An 18,415-nucleotide genomic window follows, 5' to 3' on the forward strand; every position below is an offset into this window, starting at 1 on the left:
ATCTCAAACCCTCGGTGGTGGCTGGCGAAATGACTCGAGTGGTCGTGATCGGTGACCTGATGACCGATGCCGTCGCGCGCGCGTTCCACCCGTTGGCCCGCGGCAGCGACACCCCGGCATCAGTGGTCATGTACGGCGGGGGGTCCGGGGCGAACATAGCTTCGTGGCTGTCCGTCGAGGGTACCGACACGACGTTCGTCGGCCGCCGCGGCTCGGACATCACCGGGCGCACGCGCGAGATGGAGCTCATGGGCTACGGCCTGGACTCGCGCATGGTGATGGACCCCGAGCGCCCGACCGGTACCTGCGTCGTGATGATCACGCACCGGGGCGACCGGACGATGCTCAGCGACCCGGGCGCCAACGCACGCCTGCAGCCCGAGGACTTGCCCCGCGACGTGTTCGGCCCGGACGGTCACCTGCACGTGTCCGGCTACACCCTGATCAACGCCGACTCCCGCCGCGCGGCCCGGGTGGCTCTGCGCATGGCACGGGAGAGCGGGATGTCGATCTCGGTGGACGGCGGTTCGCACGCGCCGCTGGAGCGCACGGGCGCGGAGGACTTCCTCGACTGGACGCAGGGCGCGCGGCTGATCTTCGTCAACGTGGACCAGGCCCGGGTGCTGACCGGCCGGGACGACCCCGAGGCCGCCGCGAAGGTTCTCACCGCCTGGTTCCCCAACGTCGTCATCAAACTCGGCGAGGAGGGCGGGCTGTGGGCCTCCAAGACGCGCGAGGACTGCGTGACCGCCCCCGCCGAGCCGGTGGAGCCGTCCCCGGGGTCCGTGGGCGCGGGTGACGCGTTCATTGCCGGGTTCCTGCCCTCGTGGCTGGCCGGGCGCCACCCCAAGGAGGCGCTGGGCCGGGCCAGCCGACTGGCCGCCCGTGCCCTGCACCAGCCCGGTGCCCGACCGAACCTGGGCGAGGGCCAGCCCGTCCGCCGCGGTGCCCCGCGCGGACAGCGCATCCGCTAGCGGGCCCGTTTCGGCCCGGGCCACCTATCGGTACGGGCCCCGGTTCGGCCCTGCCCGGCTCAGGTCCCGTCGGGGAAGTCGTAGCCGCCGTATGATCCGTAGCCCGGGTCCTCCCCCAGTCCGGGCGGCGGCATGAGCGGGGCCAGCCCCGGGTGGTTCCTGAGGTGGTCGTCCCCGTAGGCCAGGTGGATGATGGCGACGGCCAGCCAGGGGGCCGCCGGACCCTGCCAGCGCACCGGTGCGCCCTCTTCGAAGATCTCGACGAGCGACCAGTGGTCCAGGACCGGGTCGGCCTGGATGATGCCGCGGTGCCAGAAGGACAACCACCGGTGCCCCTGGACGCAGGCGATGACCCGCTGGTTGGTGAGGTAGGCCTGCACCCCTTGATGCTCGCGCCACTGCGCGGCGGCCATCGCCTGCGCACGGGAACGGGCGGAGGCGTTGCCGACCGCCTGGGCCGCGAGGCCGGTCGCGACGAAGAGCGGTGACCCGAAGTAGAAGCCGGAGGACTGCTGGTAGGTCACGTTCGTCCCGTAGTACCGGGAGTACTGCATAGACACCTCTGCGTGGGCGACCTCGCCCTGCTGCAGCCGGATCGGGATGAAGGGCAGGCGTGGCAGGGGCATACCGTCCAGCAGCGCATGTCGCAGCTTGCCCGCCTGGTCCCAGCCTTCGGCCCACGGATCCGCCATGTCCTGCCCCGGCATATGTCCATACCCTTTCCGCGACGAAAGCCGGATCGCCTGACACACAGGCGATCCAAGCCGTTACTCGGCGCGTCCGACCCTACTGGTAACGGAGCGCGGAACGATCACTCGCCCCGGTACTCGGAGGCGCGCGATCAACCGCTGACGGTGGCCAAGGTCAGCGGCAGGACCTCGGGGGCACCGGCCCTGCGGAGGAGTGCCGCGCCGACGGTGAGGCTCCATCCGCTGTCGACCAGGTCGTCCACCAGCAGGATCGGTCCAGGGGTGCGGGTCTGCAGCTCCGCGACGCGTCCGGTGAGCTCCTCTCCCGCCACCAGCTCCGAGTACACCTGCGCCAAGCGCATGGCGCTGTTGTGGCGGCGGGCACCGGGGCCGCTGGTCCGGTACTCCAGGGAGCCGAGCGGGGCGAGGCGGCCCAGATCGGCCAGGCGCGCGGCGAGGTCGGCGACCAGGACCGGGCGGGTCAGCGAGGGCATCGCGGCCACCCCGACCGGGCGGTTCTCCCACCCCCAGGAGGCCAGCACGCGCACCACGCCCTGAAGGACTCGCTCGTCCACGGGGCCGTCCTCCGCGTCCTCGGCGAGGACACGGCGCAGTTCGTTGCCCCAACCGATGTCGGTGAGGCGTCCCAGGGCGCGCCCCTCCCCCGCCCGCAGTCCCACGGGGATCTTGCCGGAGAGGTCGATACCGAGGGTGTCCATACCCGTGGGCCACTGGCGGCGGGGCCCGATCGGGGTGCCGGGCCGGTCCAGGTGGTCTGCCGCGGCCTTGCGCCGCCCGGAGTCCACCTCGGTGGGCCAGTACTCGCCGGTGCACACGTCGCAGCGGCCGCAGGCCGCCGCCTCGGGATCGTCCAGCTGCTGGCGGAGGAACTCCATCCGGCAGGTGTCGGCGGCGATGTAGTCCAACATGGCGCGCTGTTCGCGTTCCCGGGCAGCGCTGACCGCCGCGTAGCGTTCGGCGTCGTAGGTCCAGGGCCGTCCGGTGGCGGTCCAGCCGCCCCGCACGCGGAGTACCGCACCGTCCACGTCGAGCACCTTGAGCATCTGTTCCAGGCGGGTACGGCGCAGGTCAACCCGGGTCTCCAGGTTCGCCGTGGACAGGGGGCGGTCGGCCTCGGCCAGCACGTCCAGTGTCTGGCGGACGGTGTCCTCCGGCGGGAAGGACAGCCCGGCGAAGTACTCCCAGATCTGCACGTCCTCGCGGCCGGGCAGCAGTACGGCCTCGGCCCGCTGGACCCCGCGTCCGGCGCGGCCGACCTGTTGGTAGTAGGAGATCGGGGACTGCGGTGCGCCCAGGTGGATGACGAAGCCCAGGTCCGGTTTGTCGAAGCCCATACCGAGCGCGCTGGTGGCGACCAGCGCCTTGACCCGGTTGTCGAGCAGGGCGTCTTCGGCCTGTCGGCGCTCGTCAGGGTCGGTCTGCCCGGTGTAGGGCAGCACGTCCATGCCCTGTTCCCGAAGGAAGCGGGCGGTCTCCAGCGCCGCGCTGACGGTCAGTGTGTAGACGATGCCCGAACCTGGGATCTGGGGCAGGTGCTCGGCGAGCCAGCTGAGCCGAGCGGTGGAATCGGGCAGCTCGGCCACGCCCAGGCGCAGGCTCTCGCGTTCCAGTGCGCCCCGCAGAACCAGGGTGTCCTCGCGCTCGTCCCCGGCCTGGAGTTGTTCGGCGACGTCGTGGGTGACGCGCTCGTTGGCCGTGGCGGTGGTGGCCAGTACCGGGATGCCGTCCGGGAGGTCGTGCAGCAAGGAGCGGATCCGCCGGTAGTCGGGGCGGAAGTCGTGGCCCCAGTCGGAGACGCAGTGGGCCTCGTCGATGACGACCAGGCCCGCGCCCGCGGCGAGTTCGGGCAGGACCCGGTCGCGGAACTCGGGGTTGTTGAGCCGCTCGGGGCTGACCAGGAGGACGTCCACCAGCCCCTCGGCGACCTCGGCGTAGGTGGATTCCCAGGCGGTGGTGTTGGAACTGTTGATGGTGCGCGCGCGGATGCCCGCCCGTTCGGCGGCGGCGATCTGGTTGCGCATCAGGGCGAGCAGCGGGGAGACGATGACCGTGGGCCCGGATCCCTGGGCGCGGCGCAGCGCGGTGGCCACGAAGTACACCGCCGACTTGCCCCAGCCGGTGCGCTGCACGACCAGGGCGCGCCGCCGGTCCGCGACCAGGGCGTGGATGGCGGTCCACTGGTCCTCGCGCAGGCGCGCGGAGTCCCCGGCGAGGGCGCGTAGGTGCTCCTCGGCACGTGCGCGCAGCGCTCCGGGGTCGGTGGGGGCTTCGGGCTGGGTGGGAGTGGCCATGACCTCTTTGGTACCAGAGGTGGAGAGTGTTGGCGGGGTTGTCCACAGACACGTTCGCGCACTTCGTGCCCCGTGTGGCCCCTGATCGCCCGGGCGGAATAAGCACACGGGTCGGCACCGGGTTCCAGCCTGCCCCACAAGAGCACTCAGGTAACAGAATGGAAACTTTCACGGGACGTGCCATTGCGCTCACTGAGCGATAACTGAACACTCAGCGACAGGGCTCATGTCTTGATGTTTGGGAGCGCTCCCGTAGGAAGGACGCTCTCCTGAGAAACACGAAAGGCACACGATGGCAGAACCACGGAGCCGCCCACATCCCCGACCCACGCGTCCCCGGACACACCCCACCCGCCTCGGCCTGCTGGCCACCGCCTCCGCACTCGTGGTCGGCGGCGCGACACTGGGGCTCACCGGGGCCGAAACCGACGCCGCCCCCGTTTCGGCGGACAGCGCGACCGAGGTACCCGTCGGCTCGGGCAGCTACACGACCACCCTCCCCGAAGGGGCCTCCGGCCCCTCCGACCTGGACGGTGATCCGGTCTCGCCCAAGGTCACCGACGACTTCGAGGGCCCCGCGCCCACCAACGACTGGTGGTCCTCGCTGATCTTCCAGCGCTACTCCGACAACCCCCACGGCGAGAACCTCTTCGCCCACCCCCTGAGCTTCCTTCCGCACGAGGGCGGCCTGGACATGGGCTACCCCGACTCCCACCAGATCGTGGGCGACGACCTCAAGTACGAGCACACGGCCGTCGCCGACCTGTCGCTGGGCGTGGCGGGACTGGACTCCCCCGACACGCGCGCCGCCGACAGCGGCGACTGGACCGTCACCGCGCACTGGGAGGGCGGCGGCGCCGCCCTGCGCGTCACCATGGGCCAGGGCCTGCCCTTCGCCTACGCCGAGACGGACGGCGGCGCGGCCGAGGTGACCTTCGAGGACTCCCCCGACATCTGGCACGAGGAAGGGTCGGTGGTGGGCGCCACCGTCAACGGTCGGCACTACGCCCTGTTCTCCCCCTCCGACGCCCCCTGGTCCCTCTCCGGTGACACGCTCACCGCGGACACCGGGGACGACGGGTACTACTCGGTGGCCGCCCTGCCCTCAACCGGCGACCTGGACACGTTCGCCCCCTACGCCCACTCCTTCGTCACCGACTCCCTCGTGGAGTACGACTACGACGAGTCCTCCGCCACCCTCACCAGCACCTACCAGCTGCAGACCGAGGCCAAGGAGGGCGACGAGACCGGCACCCTGATGGCGCTCTACCCGCACCAGTGGGAGCACGCCACCGACGACCCCACCGACCTGACCTACGCCTCACCCAGGGGCGAGATGCGGGTCCACGAGGGCGCCTCCTTCACCACCGAACTGACCACCCAGGGCATCATGCCCAGCCTGCCCACCGTCGACGGCGCCGACCACGACCGGATGGCCGACCTGATCGACGAGGTCCTCTCCGAGGACGAGCTCTTCCCCGAACCCGGCGACACCTACTGGGACGGCAAGGCCCTGGGCCGCCTCGCCCAGCTGGTCCCCGTCGCCGACTCCATCGGCCACACCGACGCCCGCGACGAACTCCTCGGCCTGGTCCAGGACCGGATGGAGGACTGGCTGACCGCGGGCGGCACCCGCCAGTTCCACCACGACGACGACTGGGGCACGATGCTCGGTTTCCCGGACAGCTTCGGGGCGGCCACCGAGCTCAACGACCACGACTTCCACTACGGGTACTTCGTCTCGGCCGCCGCCGTTGTCGCCCGCTACGACAGCGACTGGGTCGACGAGGACGCCTGGGGCGGCATGATCCGCCTGCTCATCAGGGACGTGGCCGAGACCGACACCGACGACGACATGTTCCCGCGCCTGCGGTCCTTCTCCCCCTACGCAGGGCACGGCTGGGCCTCCGGCCACGCCGGGTTCGCCGCGGGCAACAACCAGGAGTCCTCCTCCGAGGGCATGCACTTCGCCGCCGCCACCGCCGCCTTCGGCTCCCTGACCGGCGACGACGAACTCCGTGATCTGGGCATCTACCTGCACACCACCCAAGCCTCCACTGTCACCCGCTACTGGCAGAACCACGGCGGGGAGACCTTCCCCGAGGACTACGCCGAAGACGTCGTCGGCATGGTCTGGGGCGACGGCGGCGACTACCGGATCTGGTGGGACGGCGGCGACGAGGAGCACTACGGCATCAACTACCTGCCCATCACCGCGGGCTCGCTCTACTTGGGGCACGACCCCGAGCACGCCGGGGCGGTCTACGAATCCCTCGTGGACAAGATCGGCGGCGAGCCCGACGTCTGGAGGGACATCCACTGGGCGCACCGCGCGCTCTCGGACGGCGAGGATGCCCTGAGGATGTTCGAGGAGCAGTGGGAGACCTACGAACCCGAGGAGGGCGGCTCCAAGCCGCACACCTACCAGTGGGTGTCCACGCTCGCCGAGGTCGGCACCGTGGACGTCTCCGTCACAGCGGACACCCCCCACTACGCCGTCTTCGACAACGGAGGAAACACGACGTACACCGCCTTCAACCCCGACGACAGCGCGGCCACCGTCAGCTTCTCCGACGGCACCTCCCTGGAGGTTCCCGCCGGAGAACTGGCCGTGACCAGCGACTAAGCGGAGCCGGCACCCGGTTCCAGGTTTCCGTCCCCGGCCCGCGCCGGGGACGGAAAACCCCGCCCCGAACGGGTGAAAACCCCTCAGTCGCGCGACTCACACACGCCCAACCACCCGCCCCCGTACGTTTCAGTCCCCGGAACAGGCCAGAATTACGGACATGGCCCGTACTACTTCCCGTCCCCCCGAGGATCTCGCCGAAAAGATCATCGACATCGACGTCTCCGAGGAGATGCGCGGCAGCTTCCTGGAGTACGCGTACTCGGTGATCTACCAACGCGCGCTTCCAGACGCGCGCGACGGTATGAAACCGGTACAGCGGCGCATCCTCTACCAGATGAACGAGATGGGCCTCCGGCCCGACCGCGGACACGTCAAGTGCGCCCGCGTCGTCGGGGAGGTGATGGGGCGCCTCCACCCCCACGGCGACTCCGCCATCTACGACGCCCTGGTGCGGCTGAGCCAGTCCTTCGCCATGCGTGTGCCCCTGGTCGACGGCCACGGCAACTTCGGTTCGCTGGGCGGCGACGACGCCCCCGCGGCCATGCGTTACACCGAGGCACGTCTGGACAGCGCCGCGGACCTGCTGGTCTCCTCCATCGACGAGAACGTCGTCGACTTCAAACCGAACTACGACGGGCAGGAGACCGAACCGGAGGTCCTGCCCGCGGCCTTCCCCAACCTCCTGGTCAACGGCACTTCCGGCATCGCGGTGGGCATGGCCACCAACATGGCCCCGCACAACCTGGGCGAGGTCATCGCGGCGGCCCGCCACCTGATCGCCCACCCCGACGCCACCCTGGACGAGCTCACCGAGTTCGTCCCCGGCCCCGACCTGCCCACCGGCGGCACCATCGTCGGCCTGGACGGCATCCGCGACGCCTACCGCAAGGGCCGCGGCTCCTTCAAGACGCGCGCCACCGTCTCCATCGAGAAGGTGTCCGCGCGCCGCACCGGCCTGGTCATCACCGAACTGCCCTACAGCGTCGGCCCGGAGAAGGTCGTCAGCCGCATCAAGGAGCTGGTGCAGTCCAAGAAGCTCCAGGGCATCTCGGACCTCAAGGACCTCACCGACCGCGCCCAGGGTCTGCGCCTGGTCATCGAGCTCAAGAACGGATTCAACCCCGAGGCGGTCCTCGAGGAGCTCTACCGGCTGACGCCGATGGAGGAGTCCTTCGGCATCAACAACGTGGCGCTGGTCGACGGCCAGCCCCAGACGCTGGGCCTGCGCGACCTGCTCGAGGTCTACGTCAACCACCGCATCGAGGTGGTCCGACGCCGCAGCGAGCACCGCCGGAAGAAGCGGCAGGAGCGCCTGCACCTGGTGGACGGCCTGCTCGTCGCCCTCCTGGACATCGACCGGGTGATCGCCCTCATCCGCGAGGCCGACGACACCGCGGCCGCCCGCGACGCCCTCATGGGTGCCTACGACCTGTCCGAGATCCAGGCCCGCTACATCCTCGACACCCCGCTGCGCCGCCTGACACGCTTCGACCGGCTGGAGCTGGAGACCGAGCGGGAGAAGCTCAACCAGGAGATCGAGGAGCTCACCTCGATCCTGGAGTCGGACAAGAAGCTGCGCCGGGTCGTTTCCAAGGAACTGAACGACGTCTCCAAGAAATTCGCGTCCCCGCGCCGCACCCAGCTGCGCGAGAGCGACGGCGCGGCGCGCGCCGCAGTGATCCCGCTGGAGATGGCCGACCAGCCCTGCCACGTTCTCTTCGGCGTCGACGGCCACATCGCCCGGACCAAGGGTGCAGCCCTGCCGCGCGTGTACGAGGGACTGCGCACCCGGCACGACGCGATCGAGGTGTCGGTACCGACCACCTCGCGCTCGGACATCGGCTTCGTCACCGACCTGGGCCGGATGATCCGCGTCCCGGTCGTCGAGCTACCCGAGTTGCCCGATCCGAAGGACGGTGAACCCGAACAGCCGCCCCTTGCCTCCGGGCTGGACGTCGGCGAATTCGTCCAGCTGGAGGAGGCCGAACGAGTCGTCTCGGTGGTGTCGATGAACACCTCCGGGCCCGGTTTCGCGGTGGGTACCCGGGGAGGTGTGGTCAAGCGCGTGGCGCCCGACTTCCCGCCCAACAAGGACGACTTCGAGATCATCACGCTCAAGGACGACGACCGGGTGATCGGCGTCACCCAGCTGTCCACAGGTGAGGAGGACCTCGCCTTCGTCACGACCGAGGCCCAGCTGCTGCGCTTCTCGGCCACCACAGCCCGCCCCCAGGGCCGCCAGGCCGGCGGCGTGGCCGGTGTGCGCCTGTCCGACGAGGCGCACGTCCTGTGGTTCGGCGCGGTGCCGAGCCCTGAGGACTCGGTCGTGGTTACCGTGTCCGGCAGCAGCAACGCCCTCGCGGGCACACAGGCCGGATCGGCCAAGGTCACCCCGTTCGATGCCTACCCCACCAAGGGGCGCGCGACGGGCGGTGTACGGTGCCACCGCTATCTCAAGGGCGAGGACACGCTGCTGTTCGCGTGGGTGGGCCGTGCTCCGGCCCGCGCCTCCCGCTCCGACGGCAAACCGGTCCGCCTGCCGGACCTGACCGAGCGCAGGGACGGTTCCGGTGAGGCGCTGCCACGCGCCATCACCACTGTCGGAAGCGCCCAGACCGACTCCGGCATCACAGCAACCGGAGCGAATGCCTGAGGTTGACGCAACGTGCCGTGCACACGGGACTGATTCCCTGGTGCACGGCACAGCCCAACCATGAACTCTAGGGAGAAATAACCACGTGAGCGGGAACAACGACGCCACCCCTCCCCCAGGGCCGTTCGACGACGTGTTCGGCGCCAATGCCGACTACACCAGCCAATTCTCACTCGCCGGGCTCCAGCCCCTGGCCGCCCGCGGCCTGGCTCTGGTGACGTGTATGGACTCCAGGATCGAGCCGCTGGACATGCTGGGGCTGCAGCCCGGCGACGCGAAGATCCTGCGGAACGCGGGCGCCCGGGTCACCGACGACACCCTGCGCACCCTGGTCCTGGCCGTGTACCTGCTCGGTGTGGAGCGCGTACTCGTGCTGCCGCACACGAACTGCAAGATGGCGTCGGTGGCCAGCGACGACGCCGTGCACGATCTGATCCAGGAGAAGCACGGGGTGGACACCCGCAGCCTCGAGTTCCACACCAACAACGACCAGCTCGGCGCGCTCCGGCACGACCTCGAACGGATCCGGCACCATCCGCTGCTCCCGAAGGGCCTGCCGGTGGCCGGGGCCGTCTACGACGTGGACACGGGCAGGGTGGACCCGGTCGACCTCTGACGGCGGGCGGCTCCGCCGGGCGACGGGCAGGGCTGGGCGGGTTGGCGGTGCGGGCCGGAGGTGTCGCGGAGAGCGGGTCCGGGGATCACTCAAGTGGGCGCCGAAACCATCTCCGCCACCCGCCACCGGTCCCCACACCCACCTCGTCCATCCCCCGGGAATGCGGTAACAACCGTCACCGTTGTGACCCGGGACGGTGTGGCACCGTTGAGAGGAGCACCGTGGAAGAGAGCACCTACGAGGTCTACAACCGAGCCCGCCTGTTCATGGAACTGGGCGACCCGATCTACACCGCCCAGATCCTCGAACCCGTCGTCGAGAACGAGCCGGGCAGCCGCTCCCTCTTGGAGCTGCTGGGCCGTGCCTATTTCCATTCAGCTCAGCTCAACAAGGCCGAGGCGACCTTCCGTAGCCTCATCGAGCTCGACCCGGTGGACAACTGGGCGCACATCGCGCTCGCGCGCACGCTGGAACGGCAGAGCCGCCACGAGGAGGCGGCCACCTACCGGCGCATGCACGCGGTGATGTCCGGCGGTTCCCTGGACTGACCGGGCAAGCCGTACGGAGGAGCCGGACCCCCGGGTCCGGCTCTTCGTCTGTCCACGGGCGCTTGGCTCTGGCGCCCGAGCACAGAGCGGAGCGGAGCTCTCGAACAAACACAGATACGCTTTCGAGCATGGCTCCCACCCCAGACAGACCAGGCCCGGACACCCCGTGGGTCGACCGCTGTTCCGACAGTGCCCGTTCCTGGGCGGACGAGGCGGTGCGCAGGGTGATCGCGGACGACACCCGGTCCGCCGACACCCACCTGCACGTGTTCCCGCTGCCCCCGGAGTGGGGCATCGACCTGTACCTGAAGGACGAGTCGGTGCACCCCACCGGCAGCCTGAAGCACCGCCTGGCCCGATCGCTGTTCCTGTACGGGCTGGCCAACGGGTGGATCGGCGAGGGCACCACGATCGTTGAGGCCAGTTCGGGTTCGACCGCGGTGTCGGAGGCCTACTTCGCTCAGCTGATCGGCCTGGACTTCATCACGGTCGTACCCCGCAAGACCAGCCCGGAGAAGATCGCGCTCATCGAGCGGCACGGCGGGCGCTGCCACTTCGTGGACCACCCGCCGGAGATGTACAGCGAGGCCGAGCGGCTGGCCGCCGAAACCAACGGCCACTACATGGACCAGTTCACCTACGCCGAGCGCGCCACGGATTGGCGGGGCAACAACAACATCGCCGAATCGATCTTCCAGCAGCTCGCGATGGAGCGGCACCCCTGCCCCGACTGGATCGTGGTGGGCGCGGGCACGGGTGGCACCTCCGCGACCATCGGCCGCTACCTCCGCTACCGGCGCCTGCACACCCGCATGGCCGTGGTGGACCCGGAGAACTCGGCGTTCTTCCCGGGGTGGGTGACCGGGGCGTCCGATTACGGCACCGGCATGCCCTCCAGGATCGAGGGCATCGGCCGACCCCGCATGGAGCCGAGCTTCGTCCCGTCGGTCATCGACCTGATGATGCCCGTGCCCGACGCCGCGAGCATCGCCGCGATGCGCCACCTGAACGACCTCACCGGCCGCTGCGCGGGCGGGTCCACGGGCACCAACCTGTGGGGGGTGTGGCACCTGGTCGCCAGGATGCTCCGTGAGGGCCGCAAGGGAAGCGTGGTCACCTTGATCTGTGACGGCGGCGAACGCTACCAGCACAGCTACTACAACGACGCCTGGGTGTCTGAGCGAGGCCTGGACCCCACTCCTTACCGGACCGCCATCGACCGGTTCTTCGCCGAGGGCGTCTGGGAGCCCCCGGGTACGTCCTGAGCCACCGGGACAGGCCCGGATGAGAGCCACACAGCACTGGCCCGGGCGCGGTTGCCGCGCCCGGGCCGGTGTCAGGCGTCGATGCGCTCGAGGTCGAGTTCCTGGGCGCCCTCCTGGATGAACCGGCGGCGCGGGGCCACCTCGTTGCCCATCAGCAGGTTGAACACCGAAGCGGCCTCCTCGGCCTGCTCCACCCGGATGCGGCGCAGAGTGCGGTAGCGCGGGTCCATGGTGGTTTCGGCGAGCTGGTCGGCGTCCATCTCACCCAGACCCTTGTACCGCTGTATCGGCTCCTTCCAGGAGATCTTGCGCTTCTCCAGGTCCAACAGGGTGCGCTGGAGCTCGGCGTCCGAGTACGTGTAGATGTAGCGGTCCTCGGGCTTGGCTCCGCGCTTGCGGCGGACGTTGGTGAGCTCGATGCGGTGCAGCGGCGGCACCGCGGCGAACACCCGGCCGGCCTCCAGCATGGGCCGCATGTACCGGTAGATGAGCGTGAGCAGCAGGCAGCGGATGTGCGCGCCGTCGACATCGGCGTCGGCCATGAGGATGATCCGGCCGTAGCGGGCGGCGTCGATGTCGAAGGTCCGTCCCGAACCGGCCCCGATGACCTGGAGGATCGCGGCGCATTCAGCGTTCTTGAGCATGTCCGCGACCGAGGACTTCTGCACGTTGAGGATCTTGCCGCGGATGGGCAGCAGCGCCTGGAACTCCGAGTCGCGCGCGAGCTTCGCGGTGCCCAGCGCGGAGTCCCCCTCCACGATGAAGAGCTCGCTGTGCTCCAGCCCTTCGCTGCGGCAGTCCACCAGCTTGGCGGGCAGGGCAGAGCTCTCCAGGGCGTTCTTGCGGCGCTGGGTCTCGCGCTGCTGGCGGGCGGCCAGACGGGCCTTGGCCGCACCCACCACCTTCTCCAACACGTTGCGGGCCTTGGCCTTCTCCACCTTCTTGGTGGAGGTGAGGAACTCGCGCAGCTCCTTGCCCACGATCTGGGAGACGATCCGTGAGGCCGCGGAGGTACCGAGGATCTCCTTGGTCTGCCCCTCGAACTGCGGTTCGGGCAGGCGGACGGTGACGACCGCGCTCAGCCCTTCCTGGGTGTCGTCCTTGGTGACCGGGTCGTCGTTGTTCTTCAGCAGCTTGGTGGCGCGCAGCTGGTCGTTGATCACCCGCACCAGGGCCCGCTCGAAGCCGTTGATGTGGGTACCGCCCTTGGGGGTGGCGATGACGTTGACGAAGGAGCGCACGGTGGTGTCGTAGCCGGTACCCCAGCGGAGGGCGATATCGACGTCCAAGCGGCGCTCGACGTCCGCGGGAACCATGTGGCCGGACTCGTCGAGGACCGGGACGGTCTCGGTGAAGTTGCCCGAACCCTGGATCCGCAGGACGTCGCTGACGGCCTCATCCGGGGCGAGGTACGTGCAGAACTCGCTGATACCGCCGTCGAAGCGGAATTCCTCCACGTGCGGGGGCTCGCCCTCGGCGCGCTCGTCGCGCACCGCGATGGTAAGGCCGGGTACCAGGAAGGCGGTCTGGCGGGCCCGGTCGAGGAGGTTCTCGCGGGCGATGTCCGCGTCCTTGAGGAAGATCTGCTGGTCCGGCCAGAAGCGGATCCGCGTACCGGTGATCTTCTTGGCGATCTTGCGGACCTGTTCCAGTCCGGAGACCGGGGTGAACTCGGCATCGGGTCCGTCGCCGGCGAACCGCCCCGCGATGCCGCGGCGGAAGCTCAGGGCGTGGGTGTGGCCCTGCCGGTCGATCTCGACGTCCACCCGGGCGGACAGGGCGTTGACAACGGAGGCGCCGACGCCGTGGAGTCCGCCGGAAGCGGTGTAGGAGCCGGAGCCGAACTTGCCGCCCGCATGGAGTTTGGTCATGACCAGCTCGACACCGGACAGGCCGGACTTGGGTTCCGCGTCGACGGGGATGCCGCGGCCGTCGTCCTTCACGGAGACGGATCCGTCGCTGTGCAGGGTCACGTCGATGCGCTCGCAGAAGCCACCGAGGGCCTCGTCGACGGAGTTGTCGATGATCTCCCACATGCAGTGGGTGAGGCCCCGGCTGTCGGTGGACCCGATGTACATGCCCGGCCGTTTGCGTACCGCTTCGAGGCCCTCCAGGACCGACAGGTGCCGAGCGGAGTAATCCTCGGGATCGTGGACGGCTGCGGTCAAGGCGGTCACTCGGACATCTCCTGCGTCTTGAGGGCCATCGGGGCGCTGATGCGGCGTGTGCCCTTTGTACCTCGCCGCGCCGACTGTTGAGGGGGCCAGGCTACGGCGAGCCGGAGCTTTGCCGTGCCAGGGCCGTGTGTGGGCGGGGTCGTGTCTCCCACCGGTCGGGTCACCGGCGTCGTCGCCGGGTCCGCTGTGACGGGACCCACAGGCCGACGCGAGGTCGGGCGGACCTGCCCCGCGCGAGACTACCACCTCCGGTGGATGCGACCTGGATACTCCCGTTTTCCGGGGATAGCGCTTCGCCAACGGGTACAACGAGGAGCAGAGACGACGTCAGATGTGAAACACCCGAAACCATGTCATACAGGCACAAACCGGGCGGATTCCGCTGTCGGCGTACACGGGGCCAGGTTGGGAACGTCTGGGTCGGGTTAAATGTTGTCAGAGGTGACTAACGCCGAGTATTGAGGATGGCGAAGTGACTGGAACCCTTGCCCCCACTCAGCCGCTGACGGCTGCTGACCGCTGCGACCGCTGTGGTGCACAGGCGTACGTCCGGGTGCTGCTGAACTCCGGCGGCGAACTCCTGTTCTGCGCGCACCACATGCGCAAGCACGACGACTCAATCCGCAAGATCGCCTCGGACATCCAGGACGAGACGGACAAGCTCTTGGAAAGCAAGAACAACGCGGACGAGCGTTAGCCACAACGACCACGAAACGTCGACGGCGGCCCCTACCGGGGCCGCCGTCTTCGTTGTGGGACCTGTTTGCGTGCGGGCTCAGTCCGCCAGCACCCGGTTGTGGTAGCGCGAGACCTCCTCGAACCCCGCACCCCGGTACAAGCGCAGGGCGGGATCGTTGTCGGCCACGACACACAGGTAGGCCCTGCGGGCCCCCTTGTCGTGCGCCCAGGTGAGCAAGTCCGCGAGCACGGCCCCGGCCACGCCGCGGCCACGCTCGGCTCGGGCGGTGACCATGGCGCACATCGCCACCGAGTCCCCGTCCAGCACCGCGCACCCGCGACCGCCACCGTCCTCGTGGACCCCGTAGGCGGCGGTCACCTGGCCCAGGATGCGCACGACGCCGTCGGCCCAGTCTGCGGCGGTACCCGTCTCCGCGAAGAGCTCCGTCCAGCGCTCTGTCGGACGGTCCGAGACCCGGGTCACCCCGGGGCCCTCCGGGCGTTCAGCGAGTTCCCGCGCGAGGACCAGGGTCGGTTCCACCACCGCGTAACCGTGCTCAGCCAGCCGCGCGTCCACGGCTTCCTCCCCGGGCCACACCTGAACGCAGGGGCGCAGTCCGTGCCCCCGGTAGAAGGCGGTGACCTCCGCGACGTCGGCCGCCGGGTCCTCGACCAAGGCGCAGTTGGCCCGCTTGGTGAAGCCCTCCGCCCGGCCGAACCACCAGCCGCCCCGGGACTCGATGTGGAACGGGGGCCAGTCGCGCGAAACCCGCGCCGCCCATTCGTGCATGTTCGCTCCCTCACTGTCGGAAATGCCCGAACCCTCAGGCCGGTTGGGCCTGACCCTCAGACCGCTCCGGCCTGGGGGAACCGCCGCGAGCCGCAGATCCTATCCAGCCGGACCCTCCCGGCTCCGCCCGCCCCGACGCGGCCAACGCCACAAGGCGGCGCCCGCCCCGAACGTCCTAGCATGGTCGGGGCCGTAACCGCGAGAGTTCGGCCCCGCGCCGCGCACGACCTGGAGAGTTCCCACATGTACATCCTGCTCCCGCCCTCCGAGGGCAAGGCCACCTCCGGTGAGGGACCGCACTTGGACCTCGGCGCGCTGACCCTGCCGGAGTTGGCGCCCGCGCGGAAACAGGTGATGGCGGCGCTGACCGACCTCTGCTCCGGGCCGGAGGACGCCGCCCGCGAGGTCCTGGGCCTCTCGGTGTCCCAAGCCGACGCGCTCAAGCGCAACCTGGACCTGGCCACGGCCCCCACGCTGCGCGCCGCCGACCTGTACACGGGTGTGCTCTACGACCGCCTCGGGCTCCCCGGCCTCCTGGCCGAACACGACGGCCGAACCAGGGAACGGATCCTGGTGTTCTCCGGCCTCTGGGGCGCGGTGGGCCCCGCCGACCAACTGCCGCCCTACCGCCTGTCCATGGGTGTGAAGCTGCCGCCGCTGGGCGGCCTGGGTGCGTACTGGCGCAAGGCGATGGCCGGACCGCTCGGGGAATTGACGGAGGGGCGCCTGCTCGTGGACTGCCGGTCGGCGTCCTACGCGGCGGCCTTCAAACCCACCGGGCCCGCGGCCGAGCGAACCGTGGCCGTGCGCGTCTTGCGCGAGCGCGAGGTGGACGGCGTGACCAAGCGCTCGGTGGTCAGTCACATGGCCAAGGCCACGCGAGGCGAGATCGCCCGCGTGCTGATCGAGGAGAACGTCGAGGCGGGTACCCCGGACGACCTGGTGTCGGCGCTGCGCGACCTCGGTCACACCGTGGAACTGCCCCCCGCCGCCAAACCGGGCGCCGCCCGCACGATGGACGTGGTCGTCCGCGACTGATCTCCCCCAGGTACCGGGCATCGCGCTACCCTCCCGCGACGCCGCGGCCCCACTGCGGAGCGAACAGGCTCATCCGCGCAAGACAGTGTTATTCCCGCAAGAAACTGGGGCAGCTCGCCTTTATGCCGCACCTACAGTGCGTACGGCAGCATGGTGGCCATCGGATGGAGATCGGACTCCGTGCGGGGGAAGTACACGTGCTTGATGGGATGCGAGGGACACGCGGGGGTCGCCACACCTGCGAGCGGACCAGGCACGAAAACGAGGCGCGCCTCCCCGATGAGTCGGGGAGGCGCGCCTGTTCTACAACTCGCTCAGCCTGGGATGTGGGCCCTCTCGGGTCGGCTGACCAGCCTGGACCGGCTGCACCAGTGGTACTGGTTAGTCCAGGTAGTCGCGGAGCACCTGGGAGCGCGACGGGTGACGGAGCTTCGACATCGTCTTGCTCTCGATCTGCCGGATGCGCTCACGGGTGACTCCGTAGACCTTACCGATCTCGTCTAAAGTCTTCGGCTGGCCATCAGTGAGCCCGAAGCGCATCGAGACGACGCCGGCCTCGCGCTCGGACAGGGTGTCGAGCACCGAGTGCAGCTGCTCCTGGAGCAGGGTGAAGCTGACCGCCTCGCCCGGCTGGATCGCTTCGGAGTCCTCGATGAGGTCACCGAACTCGCTGTCGCCGTCCTCACCCAGCGGGGTGTGCAGGGAGATCGGCTCACGGCCGTACTTCTGCACCTCGACGACCTTCTCCGGGGTCATGTCGAGTTCCTTGGCCAGCTCCTCCGGGGCGGGCTCACGGCCCAGGTCCTGGAGCATCTGGCGCTGGACGCGGGCCAGCTTGTTGATGACCTCGACCATGTGCACCGGGATACGGATGGTGCGGGCCTGGTCGGCCATCGCCCTGGTGATCGCCTGGCGGATCCACCACGTGGCGTACGTGGAGAACTTGAAGCCCTTGGTGTAGTCGAACTTCTCCACCGCGCGGATCAGACCGAGGTTGCCCTCCTGGATCAGGTCCAGGAACAGCATGCCGCGGCCGGTGTAGCGCTTGGCGAGGGAGACGACCAGACGGAGGTTGGCCTCGAGAAGGTGCTTCTTGGCGCGGCCGCCGTCCTCGGCGATCCACTCCAGTTCGTCACGGAGCTCGAAGGTGAGCACGTCCGCGTCTTCAGAGAGCTTCTCCTCGGCGAACAGGCCGGCCTCGATCCGCTTGGCGAGCTCGACCTCCTGCTCGGCGTTGAGGAGCGGCACCTTGCCGATCTGCTTCAGGTAGTCCTTGACCGGGTCCGCGGTGGCACCGGCCGCGATCACCTGGGCAGCGGGGGCGTCGTCGTCATCGTCGTACAGGACGAAGGAGTCGTCGTCCTTGCTCGGCTTGACGGGCGCACCGACGGTCTCGGGCTTGGCAGGCTTGGCGGCGGTTTCGGAGTCCGTCGTGTCCTCGACCAGCTCCAGCTCGGCGCCGGTGTGCTCGAGGTCGTCCAGGCCTTCTTCGGCGTACTCGCCCGAACCCGAGGCGAGCTCGAGGTCCTTCTTCGCCGTCGTCTTCTTGGTAGCCGTGGTCTTCTTGGCGGTGGTCTTCTTGGCCGCGGCCTTCTTCGGGGCCGCCGCCTTCTTCGCGGTCGCCTTCTTGGCCGCGGACTTCTTCTCGGTGGTCCCCTCGGAGGAGTCGACGACGGCGGTGACCGTCTCGGGCTGTTCCTGGGCAGCCGCGGCACGGGAGGGCTTGGCAGCCCGGCCCGCGTCAGCGGTCGAGTTGGTGGTGCTGGACCGAGGAGCAGCCGACTTGCGTCGGGTGGCCTTGGCGGACTTGGTGGACTTGCGCCGCGACGAAGCCGACTCCGGTACGAGTACGGTCACGCTCTCCTTGGCGAGGCTTCGGAGCACGGACTGCGCCTGCGACATCGGGATTTCGGCCTCTTCGAAGGCACGGCGCACGTCCTCGGGCTCAAGAAAGCCCTGGGACCGCCCACGCTCGATCAGCTGCTGAATGACGGGCTCTTGCAGTGACTCGGACTGCTTCGAGCGAGTCGAACTGGCAGATGACAC

At 69.4% G+C, this 18,415-nt stretch carries 13 protein-coding genes; 8 read left to right on the forward strand and 5 right to left on the reverse strand.

From position 1 onward, the window contains the following. Positions 1–38 precede the first annotated feature (38 nt). The gene (locus ACYVDG_RS20205; protein WP_460755620.1) at positions 39–974 is read left to right on the forward strand and encodes a carbohydrate kinase family protein; all 936 of its coding nucleotides are present in this window, start codon (positions 39–41) and stop codon (positions 972–974) included. Positions 975–1,033: 59 nt separating this feature from the next. Here ACYVDG_RS20205 and ACYVDG_RS20210 read toward each other — a convergent pair whose 3' ends face one another. Then, complete coding sequence (locus ACYVDG_RS20210; protein WP_460755400.1) at positions 1,034–1,681, reverse strand: hypothetical protein; 648 nt, start codon at positions 1,679–1,681, stop codon at positions 1,034–1,036. Positions 1,682–1,815: 134 nt separating this feature from the next. Then, positions 1,816–3,975, reverse strand: coding sequence for a RecQ family ATP-dependent DNA helicase (locus ACYVDG_RS20215; RefSeq protein WP_460755403.1), 2,160 nt, complete (start codon positions 3,973–3,975; stop codon positions 1,816–1,818). A 292-nt stretch (positions 3,976–4,267) separates the two neighbouring features. On the opposite strand from ACYVDG_RS20215, the gene ACYVDG_RS20220 reads away from it, so the two are divergent. The 5 genes from ACYVDG_RS20220 (at position 4,268) to cds1 (ending at position 11,686) form a co-directional block, all read left to right on the forward strand. After that, entirely contained in the window at positions 4,268–6,601 is a 2,334-nt protein-coding gene (locus tag ACYVDG_RS20220) for a glycosyl hydrolase (protein WP_460755408.1), read from the forward strand. Between the two features lie 160 nt (positions 6,602–6,761). Beyond that, the gene (locus tag ACYVDG_RS20225) at positions 6,762–9,257 is read left to right on the forward strand and encodes a DNA gyrase/topoisomerase IV subunit A (protein WP_460755411.1); all 2,496 of its coding nucleotides are present in this window, start codon (positions 6,762–6,764) and stop codon (positions 9,255–9,257) included. Between the two features lie 85 nt (positions 9,258–9,342). Next, on the forward strand, positions 9,343–9,873 hold the full coding sequence (locus ACYVDG_RS20230) for a beta-class carbonic anhydrase (RefSeq protein WP_460755416.1): 531 nt from the start codon (positions 9,343–9,345) through the stop codon (positions 9,871–9,873). Between the two features lie 221 nt (positions 9,874–10,094). Continuing rightward, complete coding sequence (locus ACYVDG_RS20235) at positions 10,095–10,421, forward strand: tetratricopeptide repeat protein (protein ID WP_460755420.1); 327 nt, start codon at positions 10,095–10,097, stop codon at positions 10,419–10,421. A gap of 128 nt (positions 10,422–10,549) precedes the next feature. Next, positions 10,550–11,686, forward strand: coding sequence for an L-cysteine desulfhydrase Cds1 (cds1, locus tag ACYVDG_RS20240; protein ID WP_460755425.1), 1,137 nt, complete (start codon positions 10,550–10,552; stop codon positions 11,684–11,686). A 71-nt stretch (positions 11,687–11,757) separates the two neighbouring features. On the opposite strand, the gene ACYVDG_RS20245 is transcribed toward cds1, so the two are convergent. Next, positions 11,758–13,863: a DNA gyrase/topoisomerase IV subunit B gene (locus tag ACYVDG_RS20245; RefSeq protein WP_460755429.1), complete on the reverse strand. Its 2,106-nt coding sequence runs from the start codon at positions 13,861–13,863 to the stop codon at positions 11,758–11,760. A gap of 472 nt (positions 13,864–14,335) precedes the next feature. Between ACYVDG_RS20245 and ACYVDG_RS20250 the strand changes: the two genes are divergently transcribed. Next, positions 14,336–14,560, forward strand: coding sequence for a DUF7455 domain-containing protein (locus ACYVDG_RS20250; protein ID WP_460755432.1), 225 nt, complete (start codon positions 14,336–14,338; stop codon positions 14,558–14,560). A 78-nt stretch (positions 14,561–14,638) separates the two neighbouring features. Here the strand turns inward: ACYVDG_RS20250 and ACYVDG_RS20255 are convergent, their stop codons facing one another. Further along, positions 14,639–15,331, reverse strand: a complete 693-nt coding sequence (locus tag ACYVDG_RS20255; protein WP_460755436.1) for a GNAT family N-acetyltransferase — start codon at positions 15,329–15,331, stop codon at positions 14,639–14,641. A gap of 243 nt (positions 15,332–15,574) precedes the next feature. Between ACYVDG_RS20255 and yaaA the strand changes: the two genes are divergently transcribed. Then, entirely contained in the window at positions 15,575–16,369 is a 795-nt protein-coding gene (gene yaaA / locus ACYVDG_RS20260; RefSeq protein WP_460755625.1) for a peroxide stress protein YaaA, read from the forward strand. A gap of 381 nt (positions 16,370–16,750) precedes the next feature. On the opposite strand, the gene ACYVDG_RS20265 is transcribed toward yaaA, so the two are convergent. After that, on the reverse strand, positions 16,751–18,304 hold the full coding sequence (locus ACYVDG_RS20265) for an RNA polymerase sigma factor (protein ID WP_460755628.1): 1,554 nt from the start codon (positions 18,302–18,304) through the stop codon (positions 16,751–16,753). Positions 18,305–18,415: the final 111 nt, after the last annotated feature.

The sequence above is a fragment of the Nocardiopsis oceani genome (genome assembly GCF_054777395.1).